Genomic DNA, 15,067 nt, shown 5'->3' on the forward strand with positions numbered 1-15,067 from the left:
GCGCAGGCAACGCCGCTGATGCGATAAAGAATTGCGTACAGAGCACAAAGAATTTGCCTGGCGGCACTAGCGCGGTGGTCCCACCTGACCCCATGCCGAACTCAGAAGTGAAACGCCGTAGCGCCGATGGTAGTGTGGGGTCTCCCCATGCGAGAGTAGGGAACTGCCAGGCATCAAATTTAGTGTGCTGATATGGCTCAGTTGGTAGAGCGCACCCTTGGTAAGGGTGAGGTCCCCAGTTCGACTCTGGGTATCAGCACCACTTAATACGGTTAAAGTTCGGCATTTGAAAAAGAATTTGTCTGGCGGCAGTAGCGCGGTGGTCCCACCTGACCCCATGCCGAACTCAGAAGTGAAACGCCGTAGCGCCGATGGTAGTGTGGGGTCTCCCCATGCGAGAGTAGGGAACTGCCAGACATCAAATAAAACAAAAGGCTCAGTCGAAAGACTGGGCCTTTTGTTTTATCTGTTGTTTGTCGGTGAGTACTCTCCTGAGGAGGACAAATCCGCCGGGAGCGGATTTGAACGTTGCGCAGCAACGGCCCGGAGGGTGGCGGGCAGGACGCCCGCCATAAACTGCCAGACATCAAATAAAGCAAAAGGCTCAATCGAAAGATTGGGCCTTTTTGCATTTATCTCTCTATGGAAAAAGTTATCGGTTAATGGCGCCGACGCGTTTTAAACATCTTCGTAGAGTGGATAAAAACCGTTTTAGTCAACGTGATTTCCCGCCATATATCCGCCTGAACCATCGAATGTGAACCGTGCTGAAGTAGATGTACAAACGGCTTTTACTTACGCCTCTAATAAGCAATAGAGATATTCGCTGAGGACTAAGAATCTGGCCCATTAGGCTATTTTATTTGCCAGTTTGGCCCTGGGGCAGTGCTCAAAATCCTCATGTATTACGTGTATGCTCCGGTTTATATCCAGACTGTCTGTAATAATTACGCCTAATGACCACGCTCTAAGTCTTACTGTATAAAGCCTGTTTGTAATGCGGCTTACGATGCTATCAAGCTACAATTTTGTCTGCATCGGACAAGGAATAGAATAAATACCATCGGGATGGGCGAGTAAGAAAAGAGAGCGTTTTATCGTGTTAACTTTCGGGGGACAGGCTGAATAGATTACGTCGCTGAGTATCCTTACGACCTTTATATTATTACTGAAAGCGCGGCATTGCCGCGCCTGCATGAATCATTTAGAAAGCGCAATGATACCCATCGTCAACCCTGCTACCGCCGCAGCGCCGCCAGCAATAGCGCCTGCTGTCTCCCAGTTATCCTGCGTTGTACCTTTCATACATGTATTGGTATGAACCAGTCGCCCTTGATCGTCATAAACCGGTACGCAGGGAGAATCATGTGCACAACCTGCCAATAAGGTGGTAAGCAATGCAACTGGAATTAGTCTTTTCATGGTGTTACCTCATTAATCAGCGTTTCGCGAAGTACAGCAACGTAAATGCTGGCTCTAACCGCTGCGAAAACGAGAGTTATTTTACCACCACAGAAAAAATGGCCGACATGAGGAATCATCTCAATTCATGTGAATTGTAAAAACTATGGAGAATGCAGAGGTAAGCGGAGAGGGGGAATAGCGGAGATAAAGACGTACCGTTTAAAAAGGCGTCCGAAGACGCCTCTGTTTACCGGTTAATCATGATGGCGATTAAATCGGCGTTTTACAACAACGAAGAATACTGGCACGAAGAAGATAGCTAATAAGGTTGCGGTTAACATTCCCCCCATAACCCCTGTGCCTACTGCGTTCTGTGCCCCACTACCTGCGCCACGACTGATAACTAACGGCATTACCCCGAGAATAAAGGCCAGCGAGGTCATTAGAATAGGACGTAAACGCATACGGGATGCTTCCAGCGTCGCTTCAATCAATCCACGTCCTTCTTTTTCCATGAGATCTTTGGCGAACTCGACAATCAGGATGGCGTTTTTAGCAGAAAGGCCAATAGTGGTTAACAAGCCAACCTGGAAGTAAACGTCATTGTTCAGACCGCGCAATGACGCTGCAAGCAGAGCGCCAACCACGCCAAGCGGTACGACCAGCATTACCGAGAACGGAATTGACCAGCTTTCATACAGAGCGGCAAGGCAGAGGAAAACGACAATGAGTGAGATTGCGTACAGCGCCGGCGCCTGGTTACCTGACAACCGTTCCTGATACGACATACCTGTCCAGTCATAGCCAATACCGTTTGGCAGCTGTGAAGCCAGGTTTTCCATTAACGACATGGCTTCACCGGTACTTCGTCCGGGCGCTGCTTCACCGAGCAGTTCCATTGACGGCATCCCGTTATAGCGTTCCAGGCGTGGCGAACCATAAATCCACCGTGCTGAGCTAAAGGTAGAGAAGGGCACCATCTCGCCATTGGCGCTGCGTACATAAAGATTGTTGATATCTCCCGGCAGCATACGGAACTGAGCGTCAGCCTGAACGTATACTTTTTTCACTCGTCCGCGATCGATAAAGTCGTTAACGTAATAGCCGCCCAACGCCGCGGAGATGGTTTCGTTGATATCAGACAGCGAAACACCGAGCGCCTGCGCTTTTTCTTGATCGACATCCAGCTTGAACTGTGGCGTGTCTTCCAGCCCGTTCGGGCGTACGCGCACTAATAGATCAGGATGCTTCGCGACCATACCCAGGAGTTGATTACGCGCTTTCGTTAACGCATCGTGACCGAGCCCTCCCTGATCAATCAGTTCAAAGTCGAAACCTGTCGCGGTACCTAACTCGACAATTGCCGGCATGTTGAAGGGGAACACCAACCCGTCGCGAATCTGGCTGAAGGCGCGTGTCGCTCTGGCGATAACGGCTTCGACGCTATTTTCTTCACCGTTACGCTCTTCCCAGGGTTTAAGGCTAACAAATGCCATCCCTGAGTTTTGTCCCTGACCGCTAAAGCTAAAGCCGTTTACGGTAAACACGCTTTCGACGTTCGCTTTTTCATTATTCAGGTAGTAATGAGTGACTTGATCCAGCACTTTCTGCGTACGTTCTTGCGTAGCGCCAGAGGGGAGCTGAATCATGGTCAGGAATACCCCCTGATCTTCTTCCGGCAGGAAGGAGGTCGGGAGGCGTAAAAACAGAACCGCCATTCCGACTACAATAAGCAGATAGATAATGAGATAGCGACCCGTATTACGCACGATGCCGCTTACGCTGTTAGTATAGTGGTTAACGCTGTGGTCAAACCTGGTATTGAACCAGCCAAAGAAGCCGCTTTTTTTCTCGTGATGTTCAGCAGATACGGGTTTAAGCAGCGTAGCGCACAGTGCTGGCGTCAGAATCAACGCAACCAGAACGGATAGCGCCATTGCTGAAACAATAGTAATAGAGAACTGGCGATAAATTGCCCCGGTCGAGCCGCCAAAAAAGGCCATCGGGATAAATACCGCAGACAGTACCATCGCGATACCAACCAGCGCTCCCTGAATCTGCGACATGGATTTTTCCGTCGCCTCTCGGGGAGAAAGGTTATCCTCCATCATTACACGTTCAACGTTTTCTACGACCACTATCGCATCGTCAACCAACAGCCCTATCGCCAGTACCATGCCGAACATCGTCAGGGTATTGATGGAATAGCCAAAGGCGGCGAGTACCGCAAAAGTGCCTAGCAACACGACAGGAACAGCGATGGTAGGAATCAGGGTTGCCCGGATATTCTGTAAGAACAGATACATTACCAGGAACACCAGAATAATCGCTTCAAACAGCGTTTTTACCACTTCGTGGATAGATATTTTTACGAAGGGCGTTGTGTCATAAGGATAAACCACCTTCATTCCCTGGGGGAAGAAAGGCTGCAGCTCCGCCAGTTTCGCTTTGATTGCGGTTGCGGTATCCAGCGCGTTAGCGCCGGTCGCCAGTTTAATACCGAGACCGGAGGCCGGTTTACCGTTAATGCGCGCTACAACGTTATAGTTTTCACCGCCAAGCTCAATACGCGCGACATCTTTGAGATGAACGACAGAGCCGTCGGTATTGACGCGCAACGTAACTTTGCCGAACTCTTCCGGATCTTTCAGACGCGTTTGGGCGATGATTGAGGCGTTAAGCTGCTGGCCCGGTAATGCTGGCGTGCCGCCCAGTTGGCCTGCCGCAATCTGGTCGTTCTGTACTTTTAACTGGTTGATGACGTCAACTGGCGTGAGCTGGTATTTATTTAGCAGATTCGCATCCAGCCAGATACGCATGGCGTACTGTGCGCCAAATAGCTGAACGTCGCCCACACCATTAAGACGGCTGATAGAATCCTTAATGTTAGAGGCGACATAGTCAGAGATGTCGTCCTGGGTAGTGTTCGGATTATCCGAGACGAACCCGGCGACCATCAAAAAGCTGCTGCTGGACTTTTCAACGCTAATCCCCTGCTGCTGGACTTCTTGCGGCAGTAAAGGCGTGGCGAGCTGCAATTTATTTTGCACCTGAACCTGCGCGATATCCGGATCGGTTCCGGACTGGAAGGTCAGGGTGATGGTCACGCTACCAGCAGAGTCGCTGGTAGAGGACATATACATCAGGTTATCGATACCGTTCATATTTTGTTCGATAACCTGAGTAACCGTATCCTGTACCGTCTGCGCATCCGCGCCAGGATAGGTTGCAGAAATAGAAACCGCTGGCGGCGCAATGGTTGGATACTGCGCAACGGGAAGTTGCATTATTGCCAGTGCGCCAGCCATCATCAGGATAATGGCCAGAACCCAGGCGAAAATAGGACGTCTAATAAAAAAGTTTGCCATGTACGGTTACCTTATTGCGCCGTTTTCGCTGCAGGAGCATCGGTAGTGGCTTTCACCTGGACGCCCGGTCGCGCTTTTTGTAAGCCGCTGACGATGACCTTATCGCCCGGTTTTAACCCTTCGCTGATGAGCCATTTATCGCCAATAGCCTGCGCCGCCACGACATTGCGGGCTTCGACCTGGCTTTTATCGTTAACCACCATCACCATTGCGTCGCCGCGCGGCGTGCGGGTTACGCCCTGCTGGGGGACAAGGATGGCATTGGGCTGGACGCCTTCATCAATGCGGGCGCGAACAAACATACCGGGAAGCAGACTGTGTTGCGGGTTAGGGAAAACTGCCCTGAGCGTGATAGAGCCGGTGCTTTCATCTACGGTAACGTCGGAAAATTGCAGCGTGCCTTTAATCGGGTAGACCTGACCATTTTCCATTACCAGTTGAACCGTGCTACTGGCGCTGTCTTTATGCAGGTTACCTTGTTCGACGGATTGCTTGAGTCGCATAAAGTCGTTGCTTGATTGCGTCACGTCGACATAAATCGGGTCGAGTTGTTGCACGGTAGCCAGTTCAGTTGACTGACCATTAGTCACCAGCGCGCCTTCAGTCACATTAGATTTTCCTATACGCCCGCTGATGGGTGAGGTGACTTTGGTATACGCAAGGTTAATACGCGCGCTTTCAACAGCGGCTTTTGCCGCCACAACGGCGGCATCGGCCTGGCGGGCGTCGGCAATCGCCTGATCATATTCCTGTTGGCTGATATATTTTGTGCCGACCAGTGGAACATAGCGTTTGACCGTCAGGTGCGCGATAGCCGCAGCCGCTTCGCTTTTAGCAAGTTCGCCTTTAGCGCTGTCATAATCGGCCTGATAAGTGGCAGGATCGATCTGATAAAGCGACTGCCCGGCCTCTACATCGCTACCTTCGGTGAAGTTTCTTTTAAGCACGATCCCGCTCACCTGGGGGCGAACCTCCGCAATGCGAAATGCGGACGTACGTCCGGGAAGTTCGGTCGTTACGGCTAGCGGCGCTGTTTCGACCACATGGACGGTGACTTGCGGCTCGCCGGCATGAGCCTGGGTATCTCCCTGGTCATTACAACCGGCCAGCAGCGCAGCAGAGAATATGATGAATGAGGGCAGGAGTGAAAACCTGGCATGTTTCGTCATTACTGTTCCTTAAAAAACCGAAAGCTCGTTATTCACCGGATAACGGTAAGGCGTTAACGCGCGAAAAATAGAATAGCAGTGGGGTATCCTACAAATTATTAGCTTGTGATGTAAGCAATACTTATTTTGGGATGGGGTTCACGGCACATAAAAGCAAAAAAAAAGAACTATTCCCTGTCGTTTCATAATGTCCCGATTAGTAAAATCATGATGTTGAATAACATAATTAGAAATATATATTTTATATGAATATGTTTTATTAATTTATTTGTTTTTATTATTGATTTGGCGATATTGTGCGAAATAAAAATGGCTGTCTCTCGTCTGACTAAAAAGGACATGGTAAAGTTGTTTTTTGTGCTGAGTATTTTATCAGCGTATTTATCGTTTTTATGGTCCAGGATATCTTAATTATGGCGAAGAAAACGAAGGCGGATGCGCTTAAAACGCGGCAACATTTGATTGAAACCGCTATTGCGCAGTTCGCTTTGCGCGGCGTTGCCAACACGACGTTGAATGATATCGCTGATGCCGCTGATGTCACGCGGGGCGCCATCTACTGGCACTTTGAGAATAAAACGCAGTTGTTTAATGAGGTTTGGTTACAGCAACCACCTTTACGCGAACTTATTCAGGATCGGCTTACGGGATGCTGGAATGATAATCCTTTACAGGATCTACGAGAGAAATTTATTGCAGCCTTACAATATATTGCGGCAGTGCCTCGTCAGCAGGCATTAATGCAGATTTTATATCATAAATGTGAATTCCATAATGGTATGATATCGGAACAGGCCATTCGGGAGAAGATGGGTTTCCATCATCAGTCGCTGCTTGAAGTATTACAGCGATGTATGGATAAAAAGCTGATCTCAGGCAGTCTTGATCTGGATGTCATATTAATTATTCTGCATGGTAGTTTTAGCGGAATAGTAAAGAACTGGTTAATGAATCCCACAAGTTATGATCTTTATAAGCAGGCGCCTGCATTAGTCGATAATGTATTAAAAATGCTAAGCCCGGATGGCAGTGTGAGGCAATTAATGCCAAATGAACAACAGGCGGAAGAAGCCTGAGATTATTTTGAGTTGATATTATATATTTACCTTGTGAATATATTGGCAGGGTCCCGAATATCGCGAGCAATTTCCTCTGCCGTACGCGGCTTGCCAAGCAGGAACCCCTGAAGCGTATGGCATCCTAACTGGGTCAAAAATTGTTGCTGCGTTTCATTTTCTACCCCTTCTGCCACAATTTGCAGATTTAACGCTTTCGCCAGCGCGACAATAGCCGCAACAATGGTCGCGCCGTCGCCTGCCTCGCTGAGTTCATGTACGAAAGCGCGATCAATTTTTAGTTCGCATGCCGGAAGACGTTTCAGATAGAGAAGGCTGGAATAGCCGGTGCCAAAGTCGTCAATAGAGGCCTTAACCCCCATTTCCGTTAATCTGGTGAGTATAGCGACGCTTTGCTCTGGCTTGTTCATCGCCGTAGTTTCGGTGATTTCCAGAATCAATAAATCGGGACGGATACTGTGTCGGGCCAGGCTCCGCGTAATGGTGTCCACAAGGCCGGGCTGCTCAAATTGTAAGGCGGACAGATTTACCGCCACTGACCATAAGGCGTATCCCTGTAAGTGCCACTCGCGGAGCTGTCGACACGCCTCGTCTATCACCCAGCTACCGATAGTGACGATAAGACCCGTTTTTTCCGCCAGCGGTAAAAACTGGTCAGGATTCAGTACGCCTTGTTTTGGATGATACCAGCGCAACAGGGCCTCAAATCCTACAATGGGGCCGGCAGGGGCCTGAAATTTAGGCTGATACACTAGCCTGAGTTCTTGTCTTTCCAGCGCCAGCCACAGGTCATTCATTAGCTGAAGCTGGGTTTGCGCCAGCATATTCATTGATGGCTGAAAGAAATGGTATCCGTTACGCCCCGTATGTTTCGTGTGGTACATTGCGGCATCGGCGTTGAACATCAGTTCCCGTTCGTTTTTTCCGTCCAGCGGATAGAGCGCTATTCCCACGCTAAGGGTGACGACCAGTTCGTACGGATCTATCGTAAAGGGCGCATCTATCGAATGTACCAGCGCGCTGGCAAGGGAAGCCGCTTCGTCAGGCGCGCTGACTTCTGCAAGCAGCACAAATTCGTCGCCGCCAATCCGCGCCAGGGTAAACTGACCGCTCAGCGGTTGGTTCAGACGATGCGTGACCGCTACCAGTAGCTTATCGCCGATATCATGACCATAAGCGTCATTAACGGCTTTAAAGCCATCCAGATCCATAAACAGTAGCGCGAAAGACGTGCTTTCCCGATTCGCTTTGCTGATGGCCTGTTCCAGACGATCCTCAAGGAGTACCCGGTTTGGTAAACGGGTGAGCGTATCATGCAGCGCCAGCTGCGCCAGTTCCTGGTTCGCCTGCGCCAGCGAAGAGGCAAGTAGTGCGGTGCGGGCCTGAAGCCGGGCGTCAAATAAAGAAACCAGCAGAGTAATGCCCAGGATAGTCAGCGCGACCACGCTGACAAGAACAGCCAGCCAGTTGCTATCGACGCCACGATGCTCCATCGGCCAGTTTTGGGGAAAGTGTGCGGCCTTCATGCCGGCGTAATGCATGCCGGCGATAGCTATCCCCATTAATACCGCGGCGCCTGCTCGCCTCAGGGCGACATCTGTTCCCTCATGACGCAGGCGGAACGTGAGCCACAGCGCGCCGCAGGACGCCAGTAGCGCGATAATGATAGAGAGGGCAACCCACGCGCTATTCCAGACGATAATGGAAGCAAATTGCAGCGCCGCCATCCCGGTATAATGCATTGCGCTGATGCCCAGTCCCATCACCAGCGCGCCCGGCAGTAAACGGCGCAGGCGCAGTTTTTCAGCGCTAACCAGCCATAGCGCAAACAGGGAGGAGCCGATCGCGATCAGCATGGAGAGGCCGGTGAGGAACGGATCGAAGCGCATGTTCATCGCGTGATCCATCGCCAGCATCCCGACAAAATGCATCGCCCAAATACCGACGCCCAGCGCGAAGCCGCCGCCCATTAGCCATATTCTGGCGTTTGATCGGGCGCTTCCGGCTACGCGTCCGGCCATATTTAATGCGGTATAGGACGCAAAAATAGCGACAGCAAATGAAACCGCCACAAGGATGTGGTTGTACTCACTAACCGGCATGTATCATTAGCTCATTGGTTATGCAGGAAAAGAACAGGACGAGACAGTATCACCCCTTCTTTTATCCTCAACGTGTTTTAATTCCCTGTTTTTATAAGGGATAAAAGAAATCCGGGCGATAAATAATCATAGGTTAAATTGCCCGGTTCGCTACTCCAGATCGGTACAATTGATCAATTTAAGAGGGTTAACCGAATCCATGTTTCGGCACTTATCCTGTTCAGTCGCCATCAATTCGATCCATTGCATCAAAAGCGCATCAAAAAGAAAAACGGAGACGGCAAAAACAACCAGCCACCAATACTTACGTATCATCGTCAAATCCTGTGTATTCATGCCCATGCGTGCTGGGAATATACATGAAATTTTGACGCTGAAAAGCGGACTTACAATGCTTTTACTTCTCTGAAGATAGCGCGTTTATCCCGACATTTCGCTGCTTTTTGGACAGGTTTTGTGTTTTTCTCTTTTTGACTTTTGCAAGTTCATTTTCTGAATAATGCGAAGTGACGCTCAATCTTCTGAGCCCCATTTTTACGTACTCATTATTGAGTTCAATACCGATAAACTTACGACCTGACGCCGCTGCGACAGCGCCTGTGGTGAAACTGCCCGCGAAAGGGTCCAATACGGTATCGCTCGGGTTAGAAGAGGCCAGTATGATCCGTTTTAACAGCGCGCTGGGCTTTTGCGTAGGATGGTTTTCATATTCATCCATCAGATAACGTACGCGAGGAAATGACCAGACGTTGCCCGGCACTTTTTTCTGATTGTATGGTTGGGGCGGGTTTTTTCGATAATCGATTAGCGCGCGCTTAGCGCCCGTAGTGGTTTCGACCAGAATCGCATCACGGTTAAAGGTATAGCTTTTCGGGTTTTTTACCATCATCAGGATCGGTTCATACATAGAACCAAAGTATTTTTTCGCCTGCACCCCGGAACTATCATAGGACCAGACGATACGGCTTTTGATGGTAAAAAGCGTTCGGCATTTGAGATCGATATACGGCATATTTTCTGTGCTATTCATGATGTACATGGTGCCGTGTTTCTTCAGTACGCGGTGGCACTCATCAATGCATTCATACAGCCAGGCCAGAAAAGACGCTTCGTCCCAGGATTCCACCATACCGTCGAAATCTTTTCCGATATTGTAAGGCGGATCGGCAAAAATTAAGTCAATGCTTTCAGAAGGCAGTTTTTTAAGTTCTGTTAGCGCGTCACCGTGAATAATCTTCTTCGATTCATCGCCAAAGTACTGAGGTTCACATTCCGCTTTCATGACCAAATTCCATGTGATGCGTATAAAAAAGGCGCTTCCCCATGCCGAGTAGCGCCTTTTTAAACAAGCAGTTAGCTAATCGAAATTAGTTCATGCCGTATTTTTTTAATTTTTTACGCAGCGTACCACGGTTGATGCCCATCATCAGAGCAGCACGGGTCTGGTTACCACGGGTGTATTGCATCACCATGTCCAACAGGGGCTGTTCTACTTCAGCCAGTACCAGCTCATACAGGTCATTAACGTCCTGACCATTCAGTTGAGCAAAATAGTTCTTCAGTGCCTGTTTAACCGAGTCACGCAGGGGTTTTTGGGTTACCTGATCCTGAGAGTTAACGGTAGAAACGGTCAGTACGTCAGAATTTACGCGTTGTTCGAACATAGTTCTGTCAGCTCTTTATTTCTGTTTACGCAAAATTTTCGAAGTATGCCTCCAACGCCTCCAGCTGTTCGCTGGCGTCCTCAATAGCGTTGAATGTGCGCCGAAACTGGTCGTCTGGAGCGTGCTCCTGGAGATACCAGGAGACGTGTTTACGCGCGATTCGGTACCCTTTTGCCTGACCGTAAAAGTCATGCAGTTCCCGAACATGCGTGCAAAGCAAGCGCTTTACCTCTGCCAGCGGCAGCGGCGGAAGCAGCTCCCCAGTGTCCAGATAATGCTGGATTTCCCGAAAGATCCAGGGTCTTCCCTGAGCTGCGCGGCCTATCATCAGGGCATCCGCCCCTGTATAGTCGAGAACAGCTCTGGCTTTATGCGGGTTAGTAATGTCGCCATTCGCGATAATCGGAATGGAAACTTTCTGCTTAACTGCCCGAATACTGTCGTATTCAGCTTCTCCGTTGAACAAACAGGCGCGGGTGCGGCCATGGATGGTCAGAGCCTGAATACCACAATCTTCAGCCAGTTGGGCAATCTCTACGCAGTTACGGTGTTCCGGCGCCCAGCCGGTGCGAATCTTGAGAGTCACAGGAACGTCCACTGCGTTTACGACCCCGATGAGTATAGACTTCACTAAATCCGGGTACTGCAAGAGGGCTGAACCTGCCAGCTTACGATTCACTTTCTTCGCCGGGCACCCCATATTGATATCAATAATCTGGGCGCCGCTTTCCACGTTAATACGTGCGGCATCGGCCATCTCAACAGGGTCGCTACCGGCAATTTGCACCGTGCGAATTCCTGGCTCATCAACGTGCACCATCCGTAAACGAGATTTATCGCTTTCCCACACTTGCGGGTTAGAAGACATCATCTCGGATACTGTCAATCCTGCTCCCATCTCATAGCACAGCGTCCGGAAAGGTCTGTCAGTAATGCCAGCCATGGGCGCTGCGATCAGGCGATTTCTGAGCTGATATTGTCCGATGCGCATGAGTTAAGAAATGACCATACTGTGACTGCAAGGCGGCGTATATTACGCATTTTTTGCACGAGATGAAAGGCCAAACTTTGAACAATCCACTGTTGTAGATCAATGAATCGTGCTTAAAAACAGCAAAATAAATTTATAATTCAGTAAAATCATAGGGTTATTTATTGTCGGCGGTTTTGTACGCGCTTACAAATTCCCGTAACTTCTCTCTATTTCTTCGTCCAGAAACAAGATAAGCGGAATAATCTGCTTTTTTTATAAGCTAATTACCCCAAATGAATGGGATCGCCGTCTCGTTTCAGGACAAGATCACTTCCCGCTGCGCGTGGCTTTTCTCCATTGCCAGTCGGAAGGGGGCGCACAGATGCGCTTTTGTGTTCATGAATGGCACGCATAAATTTTTCCAGCTGTGCTGAAGAGCGCGTTAGCGGATGCTGCAGAACAACCCGGACAGCATTACTAAGTACGAGGGCGATGGCTGCGACCCGTTAAAACGCCAGTACCTTTTGTCCGCTGGTAGCAGCTGTTTATCCAGACGGATAGTGACAAAGAAGTCATTTCAGGCATTCATTTGATGAACTTAATGATGTCTCGGTGCCTGAAAGGCGTTAAGGCAGTTGTGTGGAGAAAAGCGTGGCCGGGCGACCACGCTGACAAGAATTATTTCTTACGGCCAGTAATGCGGCACCACTCTTCTTTTTCTACGACCGGGTCGAGAGTGAAAAGCTCGGCGTAAGCATCACAGACGCTTTCCGCCTGGCTGGCGAGAATACCTGAAAGCCCCAGCAGACCGCCCTCAACGGGCAGTACGCTGATTAACGGGGCCAGTTCGCGTAATGGGCCTGCCAGGATGTTAGCGACGACCACGTCGGCTTTCATGGCTTCTGGCTGGTCTTTCGGCAGGTACAGCTCCAGCCGGTCAGACACGCCGTTGCGTTCGGCATTATCGCGACTGGCCTGAATAGCTTGCGGATCGATATCAATACCAATCGCCTTTGCCGCTCCCAGCTTCAGCGCGGCAATCGCCAGAATGCCTGAACCGCAGCCAAAGTCGATCACGGTTTTGCCGTTGAGATCGAGCCCGTCCAGCCATTGCAGACATAAAGAGGTGGTGGGGTGCGTACCCGTACCGAACGCCAGTCCCGGGTCGAGCATCACGTTGACGGCATTCTCGTCCGGAATGTCGCGCCAGCTGGGACAAATCCACAGACGCTCGCCAAAACGCATCGGATGGAAATTATCCATCCATTCGCGTTCCCAGTCTTTATCTTCCAGTTGTTCGATTTTATGGGCAAATCCGGCACCCAGCAGCGGATGTTGCTCCAGAATAGCGACAACGTCTTTCATGTCGGTTTCGGCGTCGAACAGACCGATCACATCGGTATCGCCCCACAGACGGGTTTCGCCCGGCAATGGCTCAAAAACCGGCGTATCGTGCGTATCCTGAAAGGTAATGGAAACGGCGCCCGCTTCCATCAGCGCATCACTCAGCTCTTCAGCATTCGCGCCGGTGGTATTCAGTTTCAATTGGATCCATGGCATGGCAAAACTCTTTATTTATCAGTAGACAATACGGTGGCTTGCGAAGCGGAAGAGCCGAATCGGTTTCCGATCAGAAAAGCCAATAAACTTAACAGTAACGCGGGCACAATCGGATGAAAGCCCAGGTACTGAATATTAAATGTGGCAAGCAGGGCATATAGCACGCCGCCCACGATCATGGCGCTTAATGCGCCTGCCGCGTTTGCCCGCTCCCAGTAAAGGCCCAGTACCAGCGGCCATAAGAACACCGCTTCCAGGCCGCCAAACGCCAGCAGGTTGAGCCAAATGATCATCTCTGGCGGTTTCCATGCTGCCAGCAGCAACAGCGCGCCTAGCAGTAATGTAATCGCTGCCGACATACGCTTCAGCCGGATCTCATTTTGCATCTGATCGGGGCGCAGGTTGAGATAGAGATCTTTAATGATCGTCGCGGAACTTTGCAGCAGTTGGGCGTTAATTGTTGACATGATCGCCGCCATTGGCGCAGCGAGGAAGATCCCGGCGGCAAACGGCGGCAAAACTTTCACCATTAGCGTTGGGATCACCAGATCCGGCACCGTCAGATCCGGAAGCACCGCGCGACCCAGCGCGCCGGCAAGGTGCATCCCGAACATTAAAATCGCCACGACAATCGTACCGATAATAATGCCCCGGTGTACCGCTTTACTGTCTTTATAGGAGATGCAGCGCACCGCCGTATGCGGCAGGCCAATCACGCCAAAACAGACCAGTACCCAAAAAGAGGTCATAAAGGCGGGAGAAAGTATGTCATCGGCGCCCTGCGGCGTTACCAGTTTGGGGTCGAGAGCGTGCAGCGTGTCAACGGCCTGACTTAGACCGCCCGCCGCATGCACCACGCCCACCAGCAGCACTATCGTGCCGACCAGCATCACCAGGCCCTGTAGCGTATCGTTAAGTACGCTGGCGCGAAAGCCGCCAAACGCCGTATAGAGTGCGATACTGACGCCAAATATTAGCAGGCCGGTTTCGTAGGGAATCCCCGCCGCGGTCTCCAGCAGTCGCGCGCCGCCGATAAATTGTACGGTCATTGCGCCAATAAACGCGACCAATAAACTCAGGCTTGCCAACCACACCAGCAGGCGGCTTTGGTAACGCGCGAATAGCATATCGTTAAGCGTGACGGCATTATAGCGACGCGCCAGGATAGCGAATTTTTTACCCAGAATACCCAGTGAAAGCCAGACGGCGGGAAGCTGGATCATCGCCAGCAAGACCCAGCCCAGACCGTATTTATAAGCCGCGCCGGGACCGCCGATAAATGAACTGGCGCTAATATAGGTGGCGGTAAGCGTCATCGCGAGCACGATCCCGCCCATCGAACGGCTGCCAAGAAAATATTCGTTTAAAAAAGTGCCGGCGGTACGCTTGCGCATAGCGTAAATCGAGACCCCGAAGACCACGATCAGATAGGCTACCAGCGGTAGAATGACCTCAAGCTGCATCGTCATCCTCCAGCGAAATATCGCGATAAATGAATTTCACCATTGCCCAGCACAGCAAAATAAAGACCAGCGGCGTCAATAAGCAGGCCATCTCGAACCAGTGCGGCAGACCGGTAATTCCCGGCGAGTCTCCAGGTAAGTAAGCAGCCACTAACCATGCCGCCAGATAGCAAAGGGTCAGCCACAGCGCCCAGCGCGCCTCTTTATGGGCCTGAACAAAACGAGCGTCCATTTTTTGTCCCTTATGGGTGAAGAAAGCGGGAATTGTACATGATGGGGCATCGCTAT

General features: G+C 50.6%; 12 protein-coding genes, 1 tRNA gene and 2 rRNA genes. 4 read left to right on the forward strand and 11 right to left on the reverse strand.

From position 1 onward, the window contains the following. Positions 1-56: 56 nt before the first annotated feature. From rrf (QEN32_RS02285) to rrf (QEN32_RS02295), 3 genes are all read left to right on the forward strand, one after another. A 5S ribosomal RNA gene (gene rrf / locus QEN32_RS02285) occupies positions 57-172 on the forward strand. 14 nt (positions 173-186) lie between these two features. Continuing rightward, positions 187-262, forward strand: a tRNA-Thr gene (locus tag QEN32_RS02290). A 39-nt stretch (positions 263-301) separates the two neighbouring features. Next, a 5S ribosomal RNA gene (gene rrf / locus QEN32_RS02295) occupies positions 302-417 on the forward strand. A gap of 783 nt (positions 418-1,200) precedes the next feature. On the opposite strand, the gene QEN32_RS02300 is transcribed toward rrf (QEN32_RS02295), so the two are convergent. From QEN32_RS02300 to QEN32_RS02310, 3 genes are all read right to left on the reverse strand, one after another. Further along, on the reverse strand, positions 1,201-1,422 hold the full coding sequence (locus tag QEN32_RS02300; RefSeq protein WP_000825645.1) for a membrane protein: 222 nt from the start codon (positions 1,420-1,422) through the stop codon (positions 1,201-1,203). A gap of 236 nt (positions 1,423-1,658) precedes the next feature. Continuing rightward, positions 1,659-4,772: an efflux RND transporter permease subunit gene (locus QEN32_RS02305; protein ID WP_001273283.1), complete on the reverse strand. Its 3,114-nt coding sequence runs from the start codon at positions 4,770-4,772 to the stop codon at positions 1,659-1,661. Between the two features lie 11 nt (positions 4,773-4,783). Next, positions 4,784-5,941 (reverse strand): efflux RND transporter periplasmic adaptor subunit, encoded by a 1,158-nt coding sequence (locus QEN32_RS02310; RefSeq protein WP_000160383.1) that lies wholly within the window; start codon positions 5,939-5,941, stop codon positions 4,784-4,786. 413 nt (positions 5,942-6,354) lie between these two features. On the opposite strand from QEN32_RS02310, the gene envR reads away from it, so the two are divergent. Beyond that, the gene (envR, locus tag QEN32_RS02315) at positions 6,355-7,017 is read left to right on the forward strand and encodes an acrEF/envCD operon transcriptional regulator (protein WP_001085725.1); all 663 of its coding nucleotides are present in this window, start codon (positions 6,355-6,357) and stop codon (positions 7,015-7,017) included. A 26-nt stretch (positions 7,018-7,043) separates the two neighbouring features. On the opposite strand, the gene QEN32_RS02320 is transcribed toward envR, so the two are convergent. The 8 genes from QEN32_RS02320 to QEN32_RS02355 all read right to left on the reverse strand — a co-directional run bounded on the left by QEN32_RS02320 (position 7,044) and on the right by QEN32_RS02355 (position 15,011). After that, positions 7,044-9,119 (reverse strand): bifunctional diguanylate cyclase/phosphodiesterase, encoded by a 2,076-nt coding sequence (locus tag QEN32_RS02320; protein ID WP_064044196.1) that lies wholly within the window; start codon positions 9,117-9,119, stop codon positions 7,044-7,046. A gap of 150 nt (positions 9,120-9,269) precedes the next feature. Then, a complete protein-coding gene (locus QEN32_RS02325; RefSeq protein ID WP_000620015.1) occupies positions 9,270-9,434 on the reverse strand; it encodes a DUF2556 family protein in 165 nt (54 codons plus the stop codon). A gap of 82 nt (positions 9,435-9,516) precedes the next feature. Beyond that, positions 9,517-10,401, reverse strand: a complete 885-nt coding sequence (yhdJ, locus tag QEN32_RS02330) for an adenine-specific DNA-methyltransferase (protein ID WP_000642611.1) — start codon at positions 10,399-10,401, stop codon at positions 9,517-9,519. Positions 10,402-10,486: 85 nt separating this feature from the next. Continuing rightward, complete coding sequence (fis, locus tag QEN32_RS02335) at positions 10,487-10,783, reverse strand: DNA-binding transcriptional regulator Fis (RefSeq protein WP_000462905.1); 297 nt, start codon at positions 10,781-10,783, stop codon at positions 10,487-10,489. A gap of 25 nt (positions 10,784-10,808) precedes the next feature. After that, on the reverse strand, positions 10,809-11,774 hold the full coding sequence (dusB, locus tag QEN32_RS02340) for a tRNA dihydrouridine synthase DusB (protein WP_001219664.1): 966 nt from the start codon (positions 11,772-11,774) through the stop codon (positions 10,809-10,811). Between the two features lie 660 nt (positions 11,775-12,434). Further along, positions 12,435-13,316 (reverse strand): 50S ribosomal protein L11 methyltransferase, encoded by an 882-nt coding sequence (prmA, locus tag QEN32_RS02345; protein ID WP_001145849.1) that lies wholly within the window; start codon positions 13,314-13,316, stop codon positions 12,435-12,437. A gap of 11 nt (positions 13,317-13,327) precedes the next feature. Then, positions 13,328-14,779: a sodium/pantothenate symporter gene (gene panF / locus QEN32_RS02350; RefSeq protein ID WP_001175684.1), complete on the reverse strand. Its 1,452-nt coding sequence runs from the start codon at positions 14,777-14,779 to the stop codon at positions 13,328-13,330. After that, complete coding sequence (locus QEN32_RS02355) at positions 14,769-15,011, reverse strand: YhdT family protein (RefSeq protein ID WP_000340018.1); 243 nt, start codon at positions 15,009-15,011, stop codon at positions 14,769-14,771. The genes panF and QEN32_RS02355 overlap by 11 nt, the downstream gene beginning before the upstream one ends. Between the last annotated feature and the right edge of the window lie 56 nt (positions 15,012-15,067).

It is taken from the genome of Salmonella sp. SA14318 (genome assembly GCF_029866905.1).
In the GTDB taxonomy this organism is placed as follows: domain Bacteria; phylum Pseudomonadota; class Gammaproteobacteria; order Enterobacterales; family Enterobacteriaceae; genus Salmonella; species Salmonella enterica.

Coding starts and splice junctions, on each gene's coding strand:
- QEN32_RS02300 (WP_000825645.1), bottom strand. CDS start 1,422: ATGAAAAGACTAATTCCAGTTGCATTGCTTACCACCTTATTGGCAGGT.
- QEN32_RS02305 (WP_001273283.1), bottom strand. CDS start 4,772: ATGGCAAACTTTTTTATTAGACGTCCTATTTTCGCCTGGGTTCTGGCC.
- QEN32_RS02310 (WP_000160383.1), bottom strand. CDS start 5,941: ATGACGAAACATGCCAGGTTTTCACTCCTGCCCTCATTCATCATATTC.
- envR (WP_001085725.1), top strand. CDS start 6,355: ATGGCGAAGAAAACGAAGGCGGATGCGCTTAAAACGCGGCAACATTTG.
- QEN32_RS02320 (WP_064044196.1), bottom strand. CDS start 9,119: ATGCCGGTTAGTGAGTACAACCACATCCTTGTGGCGGTTTCATTTGCT.
- QEN32_RS02325 (WP_000620015.1), bottom strand. CDS start 9,434: ATGATACGTAAGTATTGGTGGCTGGTTGTTTTTGCCGTCTCCGTTTTT.
- yhdJ (WP_000642611.1), bottom strand. CDS start 10,401: ATGAAAGCGGAATGTGAACCTCAGTACTTTGGCGATGAATCGAAGAAG.
- fis (WP_000462905.1), bottom strand. CDS start 10,783: ATGTTCGAACAACGCGTAAATTCTGACGTACTGACCGTTTCTACCGTT.
- dusB (WP_001219664.1), bottom strand. CDS start 11,774: ATGCGCATCGGACAATATCAGCTCAGAAATCGCCTGATCGCAGCGCCC.
- prmA (WP_001145849.1), bottom strand. CDS start 13,316: ATGCCATGGATCCAATTGAAACTGAATACCACCGGCGCGAATGCTGAA.
- panF (WP_001175684.1), bottom strand. CDS start 14,779: ATGCAGCTTGAGGTCATTCTACCGCTGGTAGCCTATCTGATCGTGGTC.
- QEN32_RS02355 (WP_000340018.1), bottom strand. CDS start 15,011: ATGGACGCTCGTTTTGTTCAGGCCCATAAAGAGGCGCGCTGGGCGCTG.